The 18,697-nt window shown below is 52.2% G+C and carries 17 protein-coding genes; 14 read left to right on the forward strand and 3 right to left on the reverse strand.

All coding sequences use genetic code 11. The features are described 5' to 3' along the window. Nucleotides 1–76 precede the first annotated feature (76 nt). From AL515_RS03055 to AL515_RS03070, 4 genes are all read left to right on the forward strand, one after another. Nucleotides 77–445 carry a diacylglycerol kinase gene (locus AL515_RS03055; RefSeq protein ID WP_048213931.1) on the forward strand — a complete coding sequence of 123 codons (369 nt, stop codon included), beginning with the start codon at nucleotides 77–79 and terminating at the stop codon, nucleotides 443–445. 109 nt (nucleotides 446–554) lie between these two features. Further along, nucleotides 555–1,163, forward strand: coding sequence for a transcriptional repressor LexA (gene lexA, locus AL515_RS03060; RefSeq protein ID WP_003826596.1), 609 nt, complete (start codon nucleotides 555–557; stop codon nucleotides 1,161–1,163). Between the two features lie 121 nt (nucleotides 1,164–1,284). Further along, complete coding sequence (gene dinF / locus AL515_RS03065) at nucleotides 1,285–2,604, forward strand: MATE family efflux transporter DinF (protein ID WP_048213930.1); 1,320 nt, start codon at nucleotides 1,285–1,287, stop codon at nucleotides 2,602–2,604. Nucleotides 2,605–2,740: 136 nt separating this feature from the next. Then, nucleotides 2,741–2,950, forward strand: coding sequence for a CsbD family protein (locus tag AL515_RS03070; protein WP_005132658.1), 210 nt, complete (start codon nucleotides 2,741–2,743; stop codon nucleotides 2,948–2,950). Nucleotides 2,951–2,994: 44 nt separating this feature from the next. Here AL515_RS03070 and zur read toward each other — a convergent pair whose 3' ends face one another. Further along, entirely contained in the window at nucleotides 2,995–3,513 is a 519-nt protein-coding gene (gene zur, locus AL515_RS03075; RefSeq protein ID WP_003031709.1) for a zinc uptake transcriptional repressor Zur, read from the reverse strand. A 115-nt stretch (nucleotides 3,514–3,628) separates the two neighbouring features. Between zur and AL515_RS03080 the strand changes: the two genes are divergently transcribed. The 3 genes from AL515_RS03080 to pspG all read left to right on the forward strand — a co-directional run bounded on the left by AL515_RS03080 (nucleotide 3,629) and on the right by pspG (nucleotide 5,598). Then, nucleotides 3,629–4,117, forward strand: coding sequence for a cupin domain-containing protein (locus AL515_RS03080; RefSeq protein ID WP_048213928.1), 489 nt, complete (start codon nucleotides 3,629–3,631; stop codon nucleotides 4,115–4,117). A gap of 106 nt (nucleotides 4,118–4,223) precedes the next feature. Beyond that, a complete protein-coding gene (dusA, locus tag AL515_RS03085) occupies nucleotides 4,224–5,222 on the forward strand; it encodes a tRNA dihydrouridine(20/20a) synthase DusA (protein WP_048213927.1) in 999 nt (332 codons plus the stop codon). A gap of 133 nt (nucleotides 5,223–5,355) precedes the next feature. Beyond that, a complete protein-coding gene (gene pspG, locus AL515_RS03090; RefSeq protein WP_048213926.1) occupies nucleotides 5,356–5,598 on the forward strand; it encodes an envelope stress response protein PspG in 243 nt (80 codons plus the stop codon). 301 nt (nucleotides 5,599–5,899) lie between these two features. On the opposite strand, the gene AL515_RS03095 is transcribed toward pspG, so the two are convergent. After that, nucleotides 5,900–6,883, reverse strand: a complete 984-nt coding sequence (locus tag AL515_RS03095) for a quinone oxidoreductase (protein WP_061068789.1) — start codon at nucleotides 6,881–6,883, stop codon at nucleotides 5,900–5,902. A gap of 64 nt (nucleotides 6,884–6,947) precedes the next feature. Between AL515_RS03095 and dnaB the strand changes: the two genes are divergently transcribed. From dnaB to AL515_RS03120, 5 genes are all read left to right on the forward strand, one after another. Continuing rightward, nucleotides 6,948–8,363 carry a replicative DNA helicase gene (gene dnaB / locus AL515_RS03100; protein WP_061067020.1) on the forward strand — a complete coding sequence of 472 codons (1,416 nt, stop codon included), beginning with the start codon at nucleotides 6,948–6,950 and terminating at the stop codon, nucleotides 8,361–8,363. A 16-nt stretch (nucleotides 8,364–8,379) separates the two neighbouring features. After that, nucleotides 8,380–9,459 carry an alanine racemase gene (alr, locus tag AL515_RS03105; protein WP_061067021.1) on the forward strand — a complete coding sequence of 360 codons (1,080 nt, stop codon included), beginning with the start codon at nucleotides 8,380–8,382 and terminating at the stop codon, nucleotides 9,457–9,459. A gap of 129 nt (nucleotides 9,460–9,588) precedes the next feature. Next, complete coding sequence (tyrB, locus tag AL515_RS03110) at nucleotides 9,589–10,782, forward strand: aromatic amino acid transaminase (protein WP_061067022.1); 1,194 nt, start codon at nucleotides 9,589–9,591, stop codon at nucleotides 10,780–10,782. Between the two features lie 247 nt (nucleotides 10,783–11,029). After that, nucleotides 11,030–11,743, forward strand: coding sequence for an acid phosphatase AphA (gene aphA, locus AL515_RS03115; RefSeq protein ID WP_048213924.1), 714 nt, complete (start codon nucleotides 11,030–11,032; stop codon nucleotides 11,741–11,743). Between the two features lie 120 nt (nucleotides 11,744–11,863). Beyond that, on the forward strand, nucleotides 11,864–12,220 hold the full coding sequence (locus AL515_RS03120; protein ID WP_048213923.1) for an MmcQ/YjbR family DNA-binding protein: 357 nt from the start codon (nucleotides 11,864–11,866) through the stop codon (nucleotides 12,218–12,220). A gap of 77 nt (nucleotides 12,221–12,297) precedes the next feature. Here the strand turns inward: AL515_RS03120 and uvrA are convergent, their stop codons facing one another. Continuing rightward, a complete protein-coding gene (gene uvrA / locus AL515_RS03125) occupies nucleotides 12,298–15,120 on the reverse strand; it encodes an excinuclease ABC subunit UvrA (protein WP_061067023.1) in 2,823 nt (940 codons plus the stop codon). 251 nt (nucleotides 15,121–15,371) lie between these two features. Between uvrA and ssb1 the strand changes: the two genes are divergently transcribed. Beyond that, on the forward strand, nucleotides 15,372–15,896 hold the full coding sequence (ssb1, locus tag AL515_RS03130; protein WP_003826621.1) for a single-stranded DNA-binding protein SSB1: 525 nt from the start codon (nucleotides 15,372–15,374) through the stop codon (nucleotides 15,894–15,896). A 481-nt stretch (nucleotides 15,897–16,377) separates the two neighbouring features. Then, nucleotides 16,378–18,687, forward strand: coding sequence for an autotransporter family protein (locus tag AL515_RS03135; protein WP_061067024.1), 2,310 nt, complete (start codon nucleotides 16,378–16,380; stop codon nucleotides 18,685–18,687). The last annotated feature ends 10 nt before the right edge of the window (nucleotides 18,688–18,697 follow it).

The following is an 18,697-nucleotide window of genomic DNA, read 5'->3' on the forward strand; positions in this document are numbered from 1 at the left end:
GCTTTGCTTATGCCCTGAAACAAACAGGGTAACGATGCAATAATACTCACGCTAATAATGTAAAAAGGTTCTTTTGATGGCCAATAATACCACTGGATTCACTCGGATTATCAAAGCAGCAGGCTATTCCTGGCAAGGTTTCCGCGCAGCATGGATCAATGAGGCGGCATTTCGTCAGGAAAGCGTTGCCGTACTGTTGGGGGTAGCAATTGCCTGCTGGCTGGACGTTGACGCGATTACCCGCGTACTGCTGATTGGTTCGGTGATGCTGGTGATGATCGTTGAAATTCTGAATAGCGCCATTGAGGCGGTTGTCGACCGAATTGGTTCTGAGTATCACGAGCTTTCTGGTCGGGCGAAAGATATGGGATCGGCTGCGGTATTGCTTTCTATTTTTGTCGCTGTGATCACCTGGGGCATCCTGTTGTGGTCGCATTTGCGATAAAGATTCCACAACTTCATAAATCTCCTGTTTTTTGTGCAGTTTGCGGTTCCAAATTCGCCTTTAGCTGTATATACTCACAGCATAACTGTATATACACCCAGGGGGCGGAATGAAAGCGTTAACGGCCAGGCAGCAAGAGGTGTTTGATCTCATTAGAGATCACATCAGCCAGACAGGTATGCCACCGACGCGTGCGGAGATCGCGCAGCGTTTGGGGTTCCGTTCCCCAAACGCGGCTGAAGAACACCTGAAAGCACTGGCGCGTAAAGGTGTGCTGGAAATCGTTTCTGGCGCATCGCGTGGTATTCGCCTGCTGCAGGAAGAAGAGGAAGGCTTACCGCTTGTTGGTCGTGTCGCGGCCGGTGAGCCACTTCTGGCACAGCAGCACATCGAAGGCCATTACCAGGTTGACCCATCACTGTTCAAACCGAACGCCGACTTTCTGCTGCGCGTCAGCGGTATGTCGATGAAAGATATCGGGATTATGGATGGCGATTTACTGGCTGTGCATAAAACGCAGGACGTGCGTAACGGCCAGGTTGTTGTTGCCCGTATTGATGATGAAGTCACGGTTAAGCGCCTGAAAAAGCAGGGCAACAAGGTTGAACTTCTGCCGGAAAACAGTGAATTTAAACCTATCGTTGTCGATCTGCGCGAGCAAAACTTCACCATTGAAGGGTTGGCTGTCGGCGTAATTCGTAACGGTGAATGGCTGTAATGATCTGCTGATTTCCTGTCGGCCGGAAAGGGCGTTTACGCTGCTCTCCGGCAAATTGCCCGATGATGCTACGCTTATCGGGCCTACAAAAACGCGTTAATTTCTTTTCAGGCTCTTTTCCATGCCTTTCTTTACCTCCTCTGATAAAGCACTCTGGCACCTTGCCTTACCGATGATTTTCTCCAACATCACTGTTCCACTGCTGGGGCTGGTGGATACCGCAGTGATTGGTCATTTGGATAGCCCGGTCTACCTGGGTGGCGTTGCTGTCGGCGCAACAGCGACCAGTTTTCTCTTTATGCTGCTGCTGTTTTTACGCATGAGTACCACCGGCCTGACGGCCCAGGCGTTCGGTGCGAAAAATCCTCAGGCGCTGGCGCGCGCGCTGGTACAACCGCTGATACTGGCGCTGGGAGCGGGGCTGCTTATCGCGCTGTTTCGCACGCCGATTATCGATTTAGCGCTGCATATTGTCGGGGGTAGTGAAGCGGTACTGGAACAAGCCCGGCGTTTCCTGGAAATCCGCTGGCTAAGCGCGCCCGCCTCACTGGCCAATCTGGTGCTGCTCGGCTGGTTGCTTGGCGTACAATATGCGCGTGCGCCGGTTATCCTGCTGATTGTCGGCAATATTCTCAACATTGCGCTCGATTTATGGCTGGTGATGGGCCTGCATATGAACGTGCAGGGTGCAGCACTGGCGACGGTGATTGCCGAATATGCCACGCTGCTTATCGGTCTGATGATGGTACGCAAAGTCCTGCATTTGCGCGGAGTTTCGCTGGCAATGCTGAAGCAGGCGTGGCGTGGCAACTTCCGCCGTTTGCTGGCGCTCAACCGTGACATCATGCTGCGTTCGCTGCTGTTGCAACTCTGCTTTGGTGCTATCACGGTACTCGGGGCTCGCCTCGGTAGCGATGTCATTGCGGTCAATGCCGTTCTGATGACCCTGCTGACGTTCACTGCCTATGCGCTGGACGGGTTTGCCTATGCCGTGGAAGCGCACTCTGGCCAGGCCTATGGGGCACGCGATGGTAGCCAGTTGCTGGATGTCTGGCGGGCGGCCTGCCGGCAGTCGGGTATTGTTGCCGTCTTGTTTTCGATGGTTTATGCCCTGTTCGGCGAGCAGATTGTGGCGCTGCTGACCTCGCTGCCGCAAATCCAACACCTGGCCGATCGCTATCTTTTCTGGCAGGTGGTTTTGCCGCTGGTGGGTGTGTGGTGTTATCTGCTGGACGGCATGTTTATTGGCGCAACGCGTGCCGCAGAAATGCGCAACAGTATGGCCGTTGCCGCAGTGGGATTCGCCTTAACGCTCCTGACTTTACCGCTGCTGGGAAACCACGGCTTGTGGCTGGCGTTAACCGTTTTTCTCGCGCTGCGCGGGCTTTCACTGGCCTTCATCTGGCGACGTCACTGGCGTAATGGCACCTGGTTTGCCTGATGCCTATGGTTAAAAATTCCGAATAGTAAATAAAACCCAGAATCCCTGACTACACTTACTATCACGTCCAGCAAAAACAGCATGTATTCGGGCGCGGCACTCTCGCTATTCACAACCTAACGATGAGGACTTGATGATGAATAAAGACGAAGTCAGTGGTAACTGGAAACAGTTCAAAGGTAAAGTGAAAGAGCAATGGGGCAAACTGACCGATGATGATATGACGGTCATTGAAGGTAAACGCGACCAGCTGGTTGGTAAAGTCCAGGAACGATACGGGTACGCGAAAGATCAGGCGGAGAAAGAAGTTAAAGATTGGGAAAAACGCAACGATTACCGCTGGTAATTAACCCCTCCCTCCTGAGAGTACAAGGACGTACGCTCTTTTATTTACCGCCCGACTTTCTTTTTCACCTGAATGGTATGGTCATGCTGGCATTCGCCAGGATGGCGGCATGATTCAACTTCCACACATGCCGGACACAGGCCGTGGGCTTCAATCACATTATGGCGCAGAGCAAATCCCATTTTAGCTGCCAGCGTATGCATAATATCTTCCACGCCTTCCGCACACTCTTCTTTTACCACGCCACAGCGGTCGCAGATGAACATTGCGGAACTGTGGGTTGGCTGATCGAACAGATGGCAAAGCACATAGCTGTTGGTTGACTCCACTTTGTGCACAAAACCTTGTTCAAGCAGAAAATCGAGCGCACGATAGACGGTAGGCGGCTTAGCCTGTGGTTCGGTTTCCCTTAACAGATCAAGCAGATCGTAAGCGCTGATTGCCCCTTCCTGCAGGCTCATCAGGCGCAGCACTTCGAGGCGTTGTGGCGTGAGCCGCACGTTACGTTGCGCACAGAGTTTTTCAGCTTGAGCCAATAACTCCTGCGTGGTGGTTTTGTCCATTTGGCGCCTCGATTTGCGTGGAAGGTTAATCCCTTACTTTATCATGTTCTGCTTAAAACGCCGAGATCCACCGCTGTGTGCTATACCTGACGCATCGCAACACTGGAAAATTAACATGAAAAGACCCGATTGTATTCGCCACTGGCGTGAAGTTGAGGGGCCTGATGACTCCACCTATCCAGGCAGCGATGAGCTTTTTTCTATTGGCGCGCCGCTGGCCCGCAGGTTGGGGTTAGGGCGATTAGGCATCCATCACGAACGTCTGCCGCCGGGTCGGCGTACTTCTTATCCACACGCTGAAAGCGATGAAGAAGAGTTCATCTACGTGCTGGAAGGGTACCCGGAAGCCTGGATAAATGGTTATTTATGGAAGCTGGAACCCGGCGACAGCGTTGGTTTTCCGGCAGGAACCGGTGTGTGCCACACTTTTATCAACAACACCAGTGACGAGGTGCGGCTGCTGGTCGTCGGTGAGGCGAACAAGAAGCATAACCGCATCTACTATCCACTCAATCCGGTCTATGCAGTCACGCGTGAAGATCGCTGGGTTGATCATCCTCCACAGTTTTTTGGTCCACACGACGGAAAACCTGGGCGGAAATGACAATCCACGCGAACGAAGGGCGCTATCCACGATGATGTGGCTCACTATCGCAACGGTCTATGCTATAGTAGCGCCCCTTTTTTAACCGGATGCTTGAATATTCGCCATGCTGCCTGAATCTCAGTCTACCGCTTTTCCCGCTCATCGTTTTTCTATCGCGCCGATGCTCGACTGGACGGACAGACACTGCCGCTACTTTTTGCGCCTGCTGTCCCGCCAGACGTTGCTCTATACGGAGATGGTGACTACCGGGGCAATTATTCATGGCAAAGGCGATTACCTGGCGTATAGCGAAGAAGAACATCCGGTCGCATTGCAACTGGGCGGGAGTGATCCGGCGGCACTGGCGCAGTGCGCAAAGCTGGCTGAAGCACGAGGTTATGACGAGATTAACCTCAACGTCGGCTGCCCTTCCGATCGCGTACAAAACGGGATGTTTGGCGCTTGCCTGATGGGGAATGCGCAACTGGTCGCCGATTGCGTGAAGGCGATGCGCGATGTGGTGTCGATTCCGGTGACGGTGAAAACCCGTATCGGCATTGATGACCAGGACAGCTACGAATTCCTGTGTGACTTCATCAACACGGTCTCGGGTAACGGCGAATGTGAGATGTTTATCATCCACGCCCGCAAGGCCTGGCTGTCGGGGTTAAGCCCGAAAGAAAACCGCGAAATCCCACCGCTGGATTATGACCGTGTTTATCAGTTGAAGCGTGATTTCCCGCAGTTGACGATGTCGATTAACGGCGGAATTAAATCACTGGAAGAAGCAAAAACGCACCTGCAATATATGGACGGCGTAATGGTGGGCCGGGAAGCCTATCAAAACCCGGGGATTCTGGCGTCGGTCGACCGTGAAATTTTTGCTGCGACCACGCCGGATGCAGACCCTGTCGCCGTGGTGCGTGCCATGTATCCCTATATTGAGCGGGAGCTGAGTAAAGGTACGTATCTGGGGCATGTGACCCGCCACATGCTGGGGTTGTTCCAGGGAATTCCCGGCGCACGCCAATGGCGTCGTTATCTGAGTGAAAATGCGCATAAAGCCGGGGCCGATATTAACGTTCTGGAACACGCGCTGAAACTGGTGGCAGACAAGCGTTAAGTTTTCACCAAAAGTTAGTTAATTTCACCACGCCCTGCGCTTTGTCGCGGGGCGTTTTCTTTATAAATCAATACATTATTTTTGGCATGTTTCTTGTAATGCAATGGAGAGAATTTCATTTCGGGAGAGCGTCATGCTGGAACTACTTTTTGTGATTGGTTTTTTTATCATGCTGATGGTCACTGGCATATCACTGTTGGGCATCCTCGCCGCGCTGATGGTGGCGACGGCAGTAATGTTCCTCGGTGGGATGTTTGCGTTGATGATTAAACTGTTACCCTGGCTGTTACTGGCCGTTGCCGTGGTGTGGGTTATCAAGGCGATAAAAGCGCCAAAAGTCCCACAGTATCAGCGCAATAACCGTCGATTTTACTAAGGTATTGAGCGGTGCGTCACAACCTGCAACATTGCCTTTAGAACCAAATAGGAATTGATTATCAAATCTGTCACTATTGCGTGGTTAACGAATTCATCGAGCTGTACCCTACATACAGCCGAACTAAAAAAAGAAAGGGCTTCCCATGGGAAGCCCTAATTCTTTACTTCCCCGTCATAATTCAAACCGCAGGTGTGTTGGCTGCTTTCATTCACCCCAGTCACTTACTCCAGTAAGCTCCTGGGGATTCATTCAATTGCCGCCTTCCTGCAATTTGAATTATTTAGGGGAAGTCGAAGCATTATGGGATTAGTAAACTCGATCCCTGCGTGGCCCGGCTTTCCAGTGCTTCATGGGCCCGTTGTGCGTCACTTAACGCAAATTTCTGACCCGGCGCGACATCCACTTTGATCACCCCGCTGGCAATCAGCGAGAACAGCTCATTGCTGGCTTCGGTTAATTCATGATGGTTGGTGATGTAACCCTGCAGAGAAGGGCGCGTGACATACAGGGAGCCTTTCTGATTCAGAATACCTAAGTTAACGCCGGTTACCGGCCCGGAGGCGTTGCCAAAGCTGACCATCAATCCCCGGCGTTGCAGGCAATCCAGCGAGGCTTCCCAGGTATCTTTCCCCACCGAGTCATACACCACCCGCACTTTTTTACCGCCGGTTATCTCTTTCACTCGCTCAACTATGCTTTCTTCACGATAGTTAATGACCTGCCATGCGCCGGCCTGCTGCGCTATTTGTGCCTTCTGCGCATTGCCGACAGTACCAATCAGCTTCGCGCCCAATGCTTTTGCCCACTGGCAGGCAATCATCCCGACTCCGCCCGCAGCCGCATGGAACAAAAACGGCTCATCAGGCTGAATTTCATAGGTTTTACGCAGCAGATAAAAAACGGTTAACCCTTTCAGGAATGAGGCTGCGGCTTGTTCAAATGAGATAGCGTTGGGTAGGATGGCGGCTTTATCGGCCGGAACGTTATGCACTGAGCTGTAAGCGCCAAGCGCTGACTGCGCATACACCACGCGATCGCCAGCTTTAATGTGCGTCACTTTGCTCCCCACTTTGCTGACTACGCCGGCGGCTTCGGTTCCCAGACCGCTGGGCAGAGAAGGCGGTGGATAAAGACCACTGCGGATGTAAGTGTCGATATAGTTGATGCCAATCGCTTTGTTCTCGACCTGGATTTCGTTCTCTGCCGGATCTGCAGGCGTAAACTCGACGACCTGAAGCACTTCAGGACCACCATGCTTGTGAAATTCAATACGCGTTGCCATGCTTCCTCCAAAAGAAATGTGGTAATCTTTCGACCCAATCATTATCTCGGTAACTCCATTCACTATGGCAGGAAATAAACCCTTCAACAAACAACAGACTGATGCTCGTGAGCGCGATCCCCAGGTCGCCGGGCTGAAAGTACCGCCGCACTCGATTGAAGCGGAACAGTCGGTGTTGGGCGGTTTAATGCTGGATAACGAACGCTGGGACGATGTGGCCGAGCGCGTGGTGGCGGAAGATTTCTATACCCGACCGCACCGGCACATCTTCACGGAAATGCATCGACTGCAGGAGATGGGAAAACCTATCGACCTGATCACACTCGCAGAATCGCTGGAGGTTCAGGGACAACTGGACAGCGTCGGCGGCTTTGCTTACCTGGCTGAGTTATCTAAAAACACGCCAAGTGCGGCGAACATTAGTGCTTATGCGGATATCGTCCGCGAACGCGCCGTTGTTCGTGACATGATTTCGGTGGCCCATGAAATTGCAGAAGCTGGTTTCGATCCACAAGGGCGCTCCAGTGAAGACCTGCTGGATCTTGCGGAATCCCGCGTCTTTAAAATCGCTGAAAGCCGTGCCAACAAAGACGAAGGCCCGAAAAACATCACCGATGTGCTCGACGCCACCGTCGCGCGTATCGAGCAGTTGTTCCAGCAGCCGCACGACGGCGTCACCGGCGTAAACACCGGTTATGACGACCTCAACAAAAAGACCGCGGGTCTACAGCCGTCGGACTTGATTATCGTCGCCGCGCGTCCGTCGATGGGTAAAACGACATTTGCAATGAACCTCGTCGAAAATGCGGCGATGTTGCAGGATAAGCCGGTTCTTATCTTCAGTCTTGAAATGCCCTCAGAACAGATCATGATGCGTTCTTTGGCCTCGCTTTCGCGCGTGGACCAGACCAAAATCCGTACCGGTCAACTGGATGATGAAGACTGGGCGCGAATTTCCGGAACAATGGGTATTTTGCTGGAGAAACGAAACATCTATATTGATGATTCTTCCGGCCTGACGCCAACGGAAGTGCGCTCGCGTGCCCGTCGTATCGCCCGTGAACATGGCGGTATCGGACTTATCATGATCGACTACCTGCAGCTGATGCGTGTACCGTCGCTCTCCGATAACCGTACGCTGGAAATTGCTGAAATTTCCCGCTCGCTGAAGGCGTTAGCAAAAGAACTGCATGTGCCGGTGGTAGCGCTATCGCAGCTTAACCGCTCTCTGGAACAACGCGCCGACAAGCGTCCGGTCAACTCGGATCTGCGTGAATCCGGCTCCATCGAACAGGATGCCGACTTAATCATGTTTATCTATCGTGATGAGGTTTATCACGAAAACAGTGACTTAAAAGGCATCGCCGAAATTATTATTGGTAAGCAGCGTAACGGTCCGATCGGTACGGTGCGCCTGACGTTTAACGGACAGTGGTCCCGCTTCGACAACTATGCCGGTCCTCAATATGATGATGAGTAATTTCTAAGGAATACAAATGCAAGCGGCAACTGTAGTCATTAACCGCCGCGCTCTGCGACACAACCTGCAACGTCTGCGTGAACTGGCTCCTGCCAGCAAACTGGTTGCGGTCGTGAAAGCGAACGCTTACGGCCACGGTCTGTTAGAGACTGCGCGAACGCTCCCCGATGCGGACGCTTTTGGTGTCGCTCGTCTTGAAGAAGCCCTGCGGCTGCGAGCGGGAGGGATCACGCAGCCCATCCTGCTGCTGGAGGGATTTTTTGATGCCGCCGATCTGCCGACGATCTCCGCGCAGCGTCTGCATACTGCCGTCCACAACCTGGAGCAGCTTGAAGCCCTGGAAGCCGCAGAACTGGCTGAACCGGTCACCGTCTGGATGAAGCTCGACACGGGGATGCACCGCCTGGGCGTGCGCCCTGAGCAGGCCGAAGCGTTTTATCAGCGTTTAACGCAATGTGACAACGTGCGCCAGCCGGTTAATATCGTCAGCCACTTTGCGCGCGCGGATGAACCTGAATGCGGCGCGACGGAAAAACAGCTCGATATCTTTAATAGCTTTTGCGAGGGAAAACCTGGACAGCGTTCAATTGCTGCGTCGGGCGGTATTTTGCTGTGGCCCCAGTCCCACTTCGACTGGGCGCGTCCGGGGCTGATTCTGTACGGCGTATCGCCGCTGGAAAACCACTCTATCGGCGCCGATTTTGGCTGTCAGCCGGTGATGTCGCTGACCTCCAGCCTGATTGCGGTGCGTGAGCACAAAGCGGGCGAGCCGGTTGGTTATGGTGGAACCTGGCAAAGCGAGCGCGACACGCGTCTCGGTGTGGTGGCGATGGGCTACGGCGACGGTTATCCGCGCGCAGCGCCGTCCGGGACGCCGGTGCTGGTTAATGGCCGTGAAGTGCCGATCGTCGGCCGCGTCGCGATGGATATGATCTGCGTCGATTTAGGCCCCGAGGCGCAGGATAAAGCTGGCGATTCGGTGATCCTGTGGGGGGAAGGCCTGCCCGTTGAACGCATTGCTGAAATGACGAAAGTAAGTGCTTACGAACTTATTACGCGCCTGACGTCGCGCGTGGCGATGAAGTATATCGATTAAGCGCATGATGTGCCGGATAAGGCGGTTACGCCGCTATCCGGCAATATTCCTCTCAACATCCTCTCGATCTTCTCCTGCTTCCGGTTTATTGTGTTCATATCCTCTGCCTGTAAACCTGGAGAACCACACGTGTTTCAAAAAGTTGACGCCTACGCCGGCGACCCGATTTTATCGCTCATGGAGCGGTTCAAAGAAGATTCACGTAGCGACAAAGTGAACCTCAGCATTGGCCTGTATTACAACGAAGATGGGATTATTCCTCAGCTTAAAGCGGTAGCGGAAGCGGAAGCCAGACTCAATACCAAACCGCATGGCGCTTCGCTGTATCTGCCGATGGAAGGTCTGAACACGTATCGCCATACTATTGCGCCGTTGCTGTTTGGGGCGCAGCATCCGGTACTCCAGCAACAGCGCGTGGCAACCATTCAGACGCTGGGCGGCTCCGGTGCGCTAAAGGTTGGCGCAGACTTCCTGAAGCGCTATTTCCCTGATTCTGGCGTGTGGGTCAGCGATCCGACCTGGGAAAACCACATCGCGATTTTTGAAGGGGCGGGATTCGAAGTAAGTACTTACCCATGGTATGACAACGCGACTAATGGCGTGCGTTTCAACGATCTGCTGGCAGCGCTGAATACCTTACCGGCGCGTAGCATTGTGCTGCTGCATCCGTGCTGCCATAACCCCACGGGTGCGGATTTAACACCAGCACAGTGGGATGCGGTGATTGAGATCCTGAAAGCGCGCGACCTGATCCCGTTCCTCGACATTGCCTACCAGGGTTTTGGTGGCGGAATGGAAGATGATGCGTACGCCATCCGTGCGATTGCGAGTGCTGGTTTACCAACTCTGGTTAGCAACTCATTCTCCAAAATTTTCTCATTGTATGGCGAACGTGTTGGCGGGCTTTCTGTGGTGTGTGAAGACGCCGATGCTGCCAGCCGCGTTCTGGGGCAGCTAAAAGCGACGGTGCGCCGGAACTACTCCAGTCCGCCAAACTTTGGTGCGCAGGTGGTTGCCGCGGTACTGGGGGATGAAGAGCTGAAAGCGAGCTGGCTGGCGGAAGTTGAGGCAATGCGTACCCGCATTCTGGCGATGCGTCAGGAACTGGTTAACGTATTGAATGCGGAGATCCCGGGCCGTAACTTTGATTACCTGCTGCAACAGCGCGGTATGTTCAGCTATACCGGGCTCAGCGCCGCTCAGGTCGATCGCCTGCGCGATGAGTTTGGTGTTTACCTGATAGCCAGCGGACGTATGTGCGTGGCCGGGTTGAATCACGGTAATGTGCAGCGCGTGGCGAAGGCATTTGCCGCCGTCATGTAATCGGCTTTGTGTGATGCCGGATGGCGCGTAAACGCCTTATCTGTCCTACAAGGATACATGGATTTTAGTTTGTAGGCCTGATAAGCGGAGCGCCATCAGGCGTACTTTCCTGTGTGATCATGCTCCTTTTCCTGGACAAAACCAGAGAAAATCCTTCCTTTCCCTTCCCCCAGGGGGTAAGGTCAGATAGTTTTTTGACCAGTTGTTAAATAAAAAATCATAACTAACTGACTACTTAGGGAAAAATATGCGCAAGTTTACCCTGGCACTGAGTGCCGTTTGTTTATTGTTCACGTTAAATCAGCCCGCTCAGGCGTTAGTTTCCTCTCCTTCTCAGCTTAATCCGGGCACCAACGTTGCAAAACTCGCTGAGCAGGCCCCCATTCACTGGGTCTCCGTGGCACAAATCGAAAACAGCCTGACCGGACGCCCGCCGATGGCCGTTGGCTTTGATATCGATGATACGGTTCTCTTTTCCAGCCCGGGCTTCTGGCGCGGAAAAAAAACGTATTCCCCGGACAGTGAGGATTACCTGAAGAATCCGGCCTTCTGGGAAAAAATGAACAATGGCTGGGATGAATTCAGTATTCCGAAAGAAGTGGCGCGCCAGTTGATTGATATGCATGTGCGTCGTGGCGACAGCATCTTTTTCGTGACCGGGCGTAGTCAGACGAAGACCGAAACGGTATCGAAAACGCTGGCCGATAACTTTCACATCCCGGCCGGCAATATGAATCCGGTCATTTTTGCCGGTGATAAACCCGGTCAGAACACCAAAACGCAGTGGTTGCAGGATAAAAGCATCCGCATGTTCTACGGTGACTCCGACAATGACATCACCGCCGCTCGCGACGTAGGAATCCGCGGTATCCGTATTTTACGCGCCTCTAACTCTACCTATAAACCCCTGCCGCAGGCTGGCGCGTTTGGTGAAGAGGTGATCGTCAACTCGGAGTATTGAGAATACGAAATGCTGCTTTTTTAAACAAATTTACGCTGCTGGCTTTTACCTTTTGCGGACTTGCTGCACACTGAATAAAAGATGTTCTCATTAGGCAATATGCTGGTAAGGGGAATAAAGATGACGAATTCGGAGTTGCTGCAATACTGCATGGCAAAAACGGGTGCGGAGCAGAGCGTGCATAGTGACTGGAAAGCCACGCAAATCAAAGTTGAAGATGTACTTTTTGCCATGGTCAAAGAGGTCGAAGGTCGCCCGGCGGTCTCTCTGAAAACCAGCCCTGAACTGGCAGAATTGCTGCGTCAGCAACATAAAGACGTGCGACCCAGCCGCCATCTCAATAAAGCGCACTGGAGCACGGTGTATCTTGACGGCTCGCTGCCGGGTTCACAGATTTATTATCTGGTGGACGCGTCTTACCAGCAGGCCATAAACACCTTGCCGGAAGATAAACGCAGGTTGCTGGTGCAGCCTTGATCCGTTTTGCCGGATGGCGTCGCCAGCGATTTATCCGGCCTACAGGGTATGTGCCCGTAGGCCTGATAAGGGCAGGATTACAACAGCGGCTTGAGGAAACGTGCCGTGTGTGAGGCTTCACATTCAGCGACCGTCTCCGGTGTGCCGGAGACTAAAATTTCCCCGCCGCCGCTGCCGCCTTCCGGACCGAGATCGACAATCCAGTCTGCGGTTTTAATCACGTCCAGATTGTGCTCAATCACCACGATGGTGTTGCCCTGATCCCGGAGCTGATGCAGCACGTCCAGCAGTTGCTGAATATCCGCAAAATGCAGACCGGTGGTCGGCTCATCGAGAATATACAGCGTTTGCCCGGTACCGCGTTTTGACAACTCACGCGCCAGCTTCACGCGCTGCGCCTCACCGCCAGAGAGGGTCGTTGCGGACTGACCCAGTCGGATGTACGTCAGGCCAACGTCCATCAGCGTTTGCAGCTTACGCGCCAGCGCCGGAACGGCATCGAAGAACTCACGGGCTTCTTCAATCGTCATATCCAGCACTTCGTGGATAGTCTTGCCCTTGTACTTAATCTCCAGCGTTTCGCGGTTATAGCGCTTACCTTTGCACTGATCGCACGGCACGTAGATATCCGGCAGGAAATGCATTTCGACTTTGATCACGCCGTCGCCCTGACAGGCTTCACAGCGTCCACCACGGACGTTAAAGCTGAAACGGCCTGGCGTGTAACCGCGCGCACGTGACTCCGGCACGCCGGCAAACAGTTCGCGCACTGGCGTAAACACGCCGGTGTAGGTTGCCGGGTTAGAGCGCGGCGTACGGCCAATCGGGCTTTGGTCAATATCGATGACTTTGTCGAAATGTTCCAGACCCTGAACATCGCGATACGGCGCAGGTTCCGCCAGCGTCGCACCGTTCAGCGCCGTCTGCGCAATTGGGAACAGCGTATCGTTGATCAGCGTCGATTTACCTGAGCCGGAAACCCCGGTAATGCAGGTAAATAAACCAACCGGCAGCGTCAGAGTGACATCTTTCAGGTTGTTACCGCGTGCGCCGGTGAGCTTCAGCACTTTTTCCGGGTCAGCCGCCACGCGCTGTTTCGGTACTTCAATTTTGCGCTTACCGCTCATGTACTGGCCGGTTAGCGACTCAGGCACCGCCATGATATCTTTTAGCGTTCCTTCAGCAACCACCTGGCCGCCGTGAACGCCCGCGCCGGGGCCGATGTCGATAACGTGGTCAGCGGCGCGAATCGCATCTTCATCGTGCTCGACCACAATCACGGTATTACCCAGGTTACGCAGGTGGATAAGCGTACCCAGCAGACGTTCGTTATCGCGCTGATGCAGACCGATAGACGGTTCATCCAGCACGTACATTACACCGACCAGACCCGCGCCGATCTGGCTTGCCAGGCGAATACGCTGAGCTTCGCCGCCGGAGAGCGTTTCCGCTGAACGCGACAGCGTCAGGTAGTTGAGGCCGACGTTGACCAGGAACTTCAGACGATCGCCAATCTCTTTAAGGATTTTCTCCGCAATCTTCGCCCGCTGACCTGCAAGCTTCAGGTTGTTGAAGAAATCCATCGCATGACCGATGCTCATGTCGGAAATCGCGGGCAGTGGCGTATTTTCGACAAATACGTGGCGGGCTTCCCGGCGTAAACGCGTCCCTTCACAGCTGGCGCACGGTCGGTTACTGATGAATTTGGCTAATTCTTCGCGTACCGCACTGGATTCCGTCTCTTTATAACGGCGCTCCATATTGTGCAGCACACCTTCAAACGGGTGACGACGTACGGACGTATCGCCGCGATCGTTCATGTATTTGAATTCGATATTTTCTTTACCCGAACCGTACAGCACCACTTTATGCACAGTAGGGTTCAGGCTGGCCCACGGGGCTTCGACATCGAACTTATAGTGTTCCGCCAGCGACTTAAGCATCTGGAAATAATAGAAGTTACGGCGATCCCAACCGCGGATGGCGCCACCGGCCAGCGACAGTTCCGGGTTTTGAATCACCCGGTCAGGATCGAAATACTGCTGCACGCCGAGACCATCACAGGTTGGGCATGCACCTGCCGGGTTGTTGAACGAGAACAGGCGGGGTTCCAGTTCGCGCATGCTATAGCCGCAGATAGGGCAGGCGAAGTTGGCGGAGAACAGCAGCTCTTCCGCTTTCGGGTCGTCCATATCGGCGACCACCGCCGTACCACCGGACAGTTCCAGCGCGGTTTCAAAGGATTCAGCCAGTCGTTGGGTGAGATCGTCACGGACTTTAAAGCGGTCAATCACCACTTCGATGGTGTGTTTCTTTTGCAGCTCAAGCTTGGGCGGATCGGAAAGGTCACACACTTCGCCGTCGATACGGGCGCGGATATAGCCCTGGCCCGCCAGGTTTTCCAGCGTTTTGGTGTGCTCGCCTTTACGCTCCTTAATTACCGGCGCCAGCAGCATCAGACGTTTGCCTTCCGGCTGCGACAGCACGTTGTCCACCATCTGGCTAACGGTCTGCGCTGCCAGGGGAACGTCGTGATCCGGGCAGCGCGGCTCGCCAACGCGGGCAAACAGCAGACGCAGATAGTCGTGAATTTCGGTAATCGTACCTACCGTGGATCGCGGGTTATGCGACGTCGATTTTTGTTCAATTGAGATGGCAGGAGAGAGCCCCTCAATGTGGTCGACGTCCGGTTTTTCCATCAGCGACAGAAACTGACGTGCGTACGCGGAAAGGGATTCAACGTAACGACGCTGCCCTTCGGCATATAGGGTGTCGAAAGCGAGCGAAGATTTGCCTGAGCCCGAAAGCCCGGTGACGACAATCAGCTTGTCGCGCGGGATGACGAGGTTGATGTTTTTGAGATTATGGGTGCGGGCGCCCCGAACTTCGATCTTATCCATTCATCTTTCCCGGATTAAACGCTTTTTTGCCTGGCTGCATGGTGCTACCGGCGATCACAAACGGTTAATTATGACACAACCTGACCTGAATGGATATACAGTATTGGAATGCAAAACGCATGTTCCTGTGCAACAATGTCTGGCGGAGGTTGTTTACTGGAATCAACTTCGCAACGTAGTAAAAGCGCTATTGGAAATGCTACAATCCCGCGCTTACACTTATTCAGTAACGTTTTTCAGGAGACACGATCATGGCCAGCAGAGGCGTAAACAAGGTGATTCTCGTCGGTAATCTGGGCCAGGACCCGGAAGTACGCTATATGCCGAATGGTGGCGCAGTTGCCAACATTACGCTGGCTACTTCCGAATCCTGGCGTGATAAAGCGACCGGCGAAATGAAAGAGCAGACTGAATGGCACCGTGTTGTGCTGTTTGGCAAACTGGCGGAAGTCGCCAGCGAATATCTGCGTAAAGGTTCTCAGGTCTATATTGAAGGCCAACTGCGTACCCGCAAATGGACCGATCAATCCGGCGTAGAAAAATACACCACTGAAGTCGTTGTTAACGTTGGCGGCACCATGCAAATGCTGGGTGGTCGTCAGGGCGGCGGCGCGCCGGCAGGTGGTGGTCAGCAGCAGGGTGGTTGGGGTCAGCCTCAGCAGCCGCAGGGCGGCAACCAGTTCAGCGGCGGCGCACAGTCTCGTCCGCAGCAGTCCGCTCCGGCAGCGCCGTCTAACGAACCGCCGATGGACTTCGACGACGATATTCCGTTTTAAGATAGCCGAACGTATTAACGTTCGTACTGATGAAAACCTCGTTGCGACGGGGTTTTTTTACATCTCTTATTCAGAATTAATTATTCGGTATTTTCTGGTTTATCATCGCAGCTTTATCATTCATTTTATACGAACTGATTCACGCTAATATTCGGTAATATTTATTGTTGGTTACGGGGAATGAAAATTAATGTAGGTATTACCGAATAATAACTGTGAAGATGACGAAAATAACTAATGAATATATGTCGTATGTTTGATTTTTCTGCTTGAAATAGTTCTCTGGAAAGTAATATTCAATTAATTTAATGGAAAAATTGTATTTTACTGCATGGTAGATATTGACAAATTAATACATGGCTTTAAATAATGCTTTTAGCTTATCAATTCTTCATTGATGAAAATTCATTTATTATTTGCTGCTTTTTATTGGTGGGGTGTTAATAAGTGATTTGATAAACTATTTGTTATGGAGCTTACTATGTATCAAAGGAAGATAAACCCTAAAGCAATAATACCCTTTGCACTATCATTTACCGCAGCGCAGTTGGTTTGCGCTGGATTTGCGAGTGCAAAAAACTATGAACTGAATTATATAGATGTTAATGGTGGTCAGGAAGGGATCATCATTCGGGATACGATTGCTGATGATAAAAACTATGATATCACGGTAAATATTGATAACCCTGTGCGAGGTGAAGGTAATGGCCTTGAGGTGAAGATTGGCAGTATCACCAAAGACCAGGCGGGAGAGTATCAAATTGGTAATTACAACGTTAATATCAGTGGAACTACGCAACAGGAACACCGCGCCGGGCTGGCCTTTTTTGGCTTATCCGCCGAAGGTCAGGGCACCAACGTCAAAGTTGATAACTTTAGCCTGAAAAATACTTTCTTAATTGGCTCTAAGTATACCCATAATAATACTGCGTTGTATGCGGGAAGCGGTGCGGATATCACTGTAAACGGCAATGTGTATGTTCGTTCAGAGGTTGAACACACCAACGATGGAGAAGATGCTACGCTGGCAAATAATGGAATCTATGCACGTGGAGTAGGTTCAACTATTACGGCAAACGGTGGTAACATTTACATTAATACTTATGCCAGTAATTTCAGAGAACTGCTGGAAAACAACAGCGGTTATCCTGATGGTTCATCAAAAAGTGATGCGGTTAGTGCTAAAGATGGTGGCGTCGTTAATATTAATCAGTCAGGTGAGTATAAGGTCAATTTGTTGGGGAATATCGACTTTGGCGATAAAATATATGCTCATACCAGCCAGATGAATATTACGCTAAATGGTGCAGAATCATTTTGGCATGGGCACGAAGCGAATGTTCTGGACATCGACAGTAATAAATGGGCGGGAGATTTGAATCTGACGTTGATGAATAATGCCCACTGGATCCCAGATGGTAAAGACGCTCAGATCAGTGCTATCACCTTGCAAGACGGCGGGACGATAAACCTGCATGGTTTTAACCTGCATACTAATCAGAGCATCAACGAAACCGTGAAGATTCACGATCTGAAAGGCAACAACGGTATTTTCCTGATTGATGTAAATACAAATAAAACAGATGAGCAGCGGCGTAATGGTAGCGACTTTATCGAAGTCGTTAAGAGTAGCACGGGGGGAACTCATGCCATTGAGGCGTTAAATATTAATAAGCTCAGCAATCTACAAGAAGATATCTGGGTTGCCGATGCCGCCAGCAATGTGATGTTTGAAGCGTACGATAAAATCGATATCACTAACGAGTATGTATATGACTATAAACCGCTACTGCGCTCTGATATTCGGGAAGGCGATCCGGCAAGCCAGTATGGCACAAACTGGTATATTACGGGGATTTCAACGAAAGCCAGTGCGGGTAGCAACACCGCGATTGCCAATGCCGGGTTAAACTACGCGGCGGCCACCGCCCGTCTCGAAATCGACAGCCTGAATAAGCGTTTAGGGGAATTACGCCAGAACCAACAGCAAAATGGTCTGTGGATACGCTATAAAGGCGGTGAAATGGAAAGCGATAATGGCAGCTACTTCAAAAACCTGTATAGCTTCTGGCAACTTGGTTATGACAATAAGGTAGAGGGTGAACAATCAGTCTGGACGCGAGGCATTGCGGCGCATTACATGAGAGGTAACGCTGACTTTACTTATGGCACGGGCGATAACAAGAGCTACGGTGGTTCACTTTATGCTGCATGGAACCGTCCGGAGAAACAGGACTACCTGGATCTGGTTCTGAAATATAGCCGCCATGAGAGTGATTTTAACTACCGAAATGTGTACGGCAATATGGGGGGGGCGGATAGCAGCACGTGGTCAATTAGCGCCAGCGCAGAATACGGCCGTGAGTTTAGTCTGGGAGAATCCTCTTTCATCGAACCGCAAGCGCAACTCGTGTATACCCGATTGGATGAAGCGCGTTATACCACCAGCAGTGGGCTACGGGTACGTCAGAATGATATCGACAGCGTGATTGGTCGTGTCGGATTGCGGGGAGGTTATCGCTTTGAGGAACGCCCGGATAGCGACATTTATGTGAAGCTGGATCTGCTGCATGAGTTTGCCGGCGATCGTGATGTCACTGTGTGGGGTAAAGACGCGTCCATGACGGTCCGTGAGGGAGGTAGCGACTCGTGGATTAACTACGGTATTGGAACCAATATTCATCTTACTCAGAACAATAATTCCCGACTGTACATTGACCTGGAAAGATCGGCTGGAGGCGACATTGATATGAACTGGCAGGTGAACGCAGGGTTCCGGATGGAGTGGTAAGCGGTTACCG

Source organism: Citrobacter sp. FDAARGOS_156, assembly GCF_001559235.2.
Taxonomy (GTDB): Bacteria; Pseudomonadota; Gammaproteobacteria; order Enterobacterales; family Enterobacteriaceae; genus Citrobacter; species Citrobacter youngae.

Excerpts from the sequence above, each read along its gene's own strand:
- lexA (WP_003826596.1), top strand. The coding sequence starts at position 555 with ATGAAAGCGTTAACGGCCAGGCAGCAAGAGGTGTTTGATCTCATTAGA.
- AL515_RS03055 (WP_048213931.1), top strand. The coding sequence starts at position 77 with ATGGCCAATAATACCACTGGATTCACTCGGATTATCAAAGCAGCAGGC.
- AL515_RS03080 (WP_048213928.1), top strand. The coding sequence starts at position 3,629 with ATGAAAAGACCCGATTGTATTCGCCACTGGCGTGAAGTTGAGGGGCCT.
- uvrA (WP_061067023.1), bottom strand. The coding sequence starts at position 15,120 with ATGGATAAGATCGAAGTTCGGGGCGCCCGCACCCATAATCTCAAAAAC.
- dinF (WP_048213930.1), top strand. The coding sequence starts at position 1,285 with ATGCCTTTCTTTACCTCCTCTGATAAAGCACTCTGGCACCTTGCCTTA.
- alr (WP_061067021.1), top strand. The coding sequence starts at position 8,380 with ATGCAAGCGGCAACTGTAGTCATTAACCGCCGCGCTCTGCGACACAAC.
- AL515_RS03095 (WP_061068789.1), bottom strand. The coding sequence starts at position 6,883 with ATGGCAACGCGTATTGAATTTCACAAGCATGGTGGTCCTGAAGTGCTT.
- dusA (WP_048213927.1), top strand. The coding sequence starts at position 4,224 with ATGCTGCCTGAATCTCAGTCTACCGCTTTTCCCGCTCATCGTTTTTCT.
- AL515_RS03135 (WP_061067024.1), top strand. The coding sequence starts at position 16,378 with ATGTATCAAAGGAAGATAAACCCTAAAGCAATAATACCCTTTGCACTA.
- aphA (WP_048213924.1), top strand. The coding sequence starts at position 11,030 with ATGCGCAAGTTTACCCTGGCACTGAGTGCCGTTTGTTTATTGTTCACG.
- AL515_RS03070 (WP_005132658.1), top strand. The coding sequence starts at position 2,741 with ATGAATAAAGACGAAGTCAGTGGTAACTGGAAACAGTTCAAAGGTAAA.
- AL515_RS03120 (WP_048213923.1), top strand. The coding sequence starts at position 11,864 with ATGACGAATTCGGAGTTGCTGCAATACTGCATGGCAAAAACGGGTGCG.
- zur (WP_003031709.1), bottom strand. The coding sequence starts at position 3,513 with ATGGACAAAACCACCACGCAGGAGTTATTGGCTCAAGCTGAAAAACTC.
- dnaB (WP_061067020.1), top strand. The coding sequence starts at position 6,948 with ATGGCAGGAAATAAACCCTTCAACAAACAACAGACTGATGCTCGTGAG.
- ssb1 (WP_003826621.1), top strand. The coding sequence starts at position 15,372 with ATGGCCAGCAGAGGCGTAAACAAGGTGATTCTCGTCGGTAATCTGGGC.
- pspG (WP_048213926.1), top strand. The coding sequence starts at position 5,356 with ATGCTGGAACTACTTTTTGTGATTGGTTTTTTTATCATGCTGATGGTC.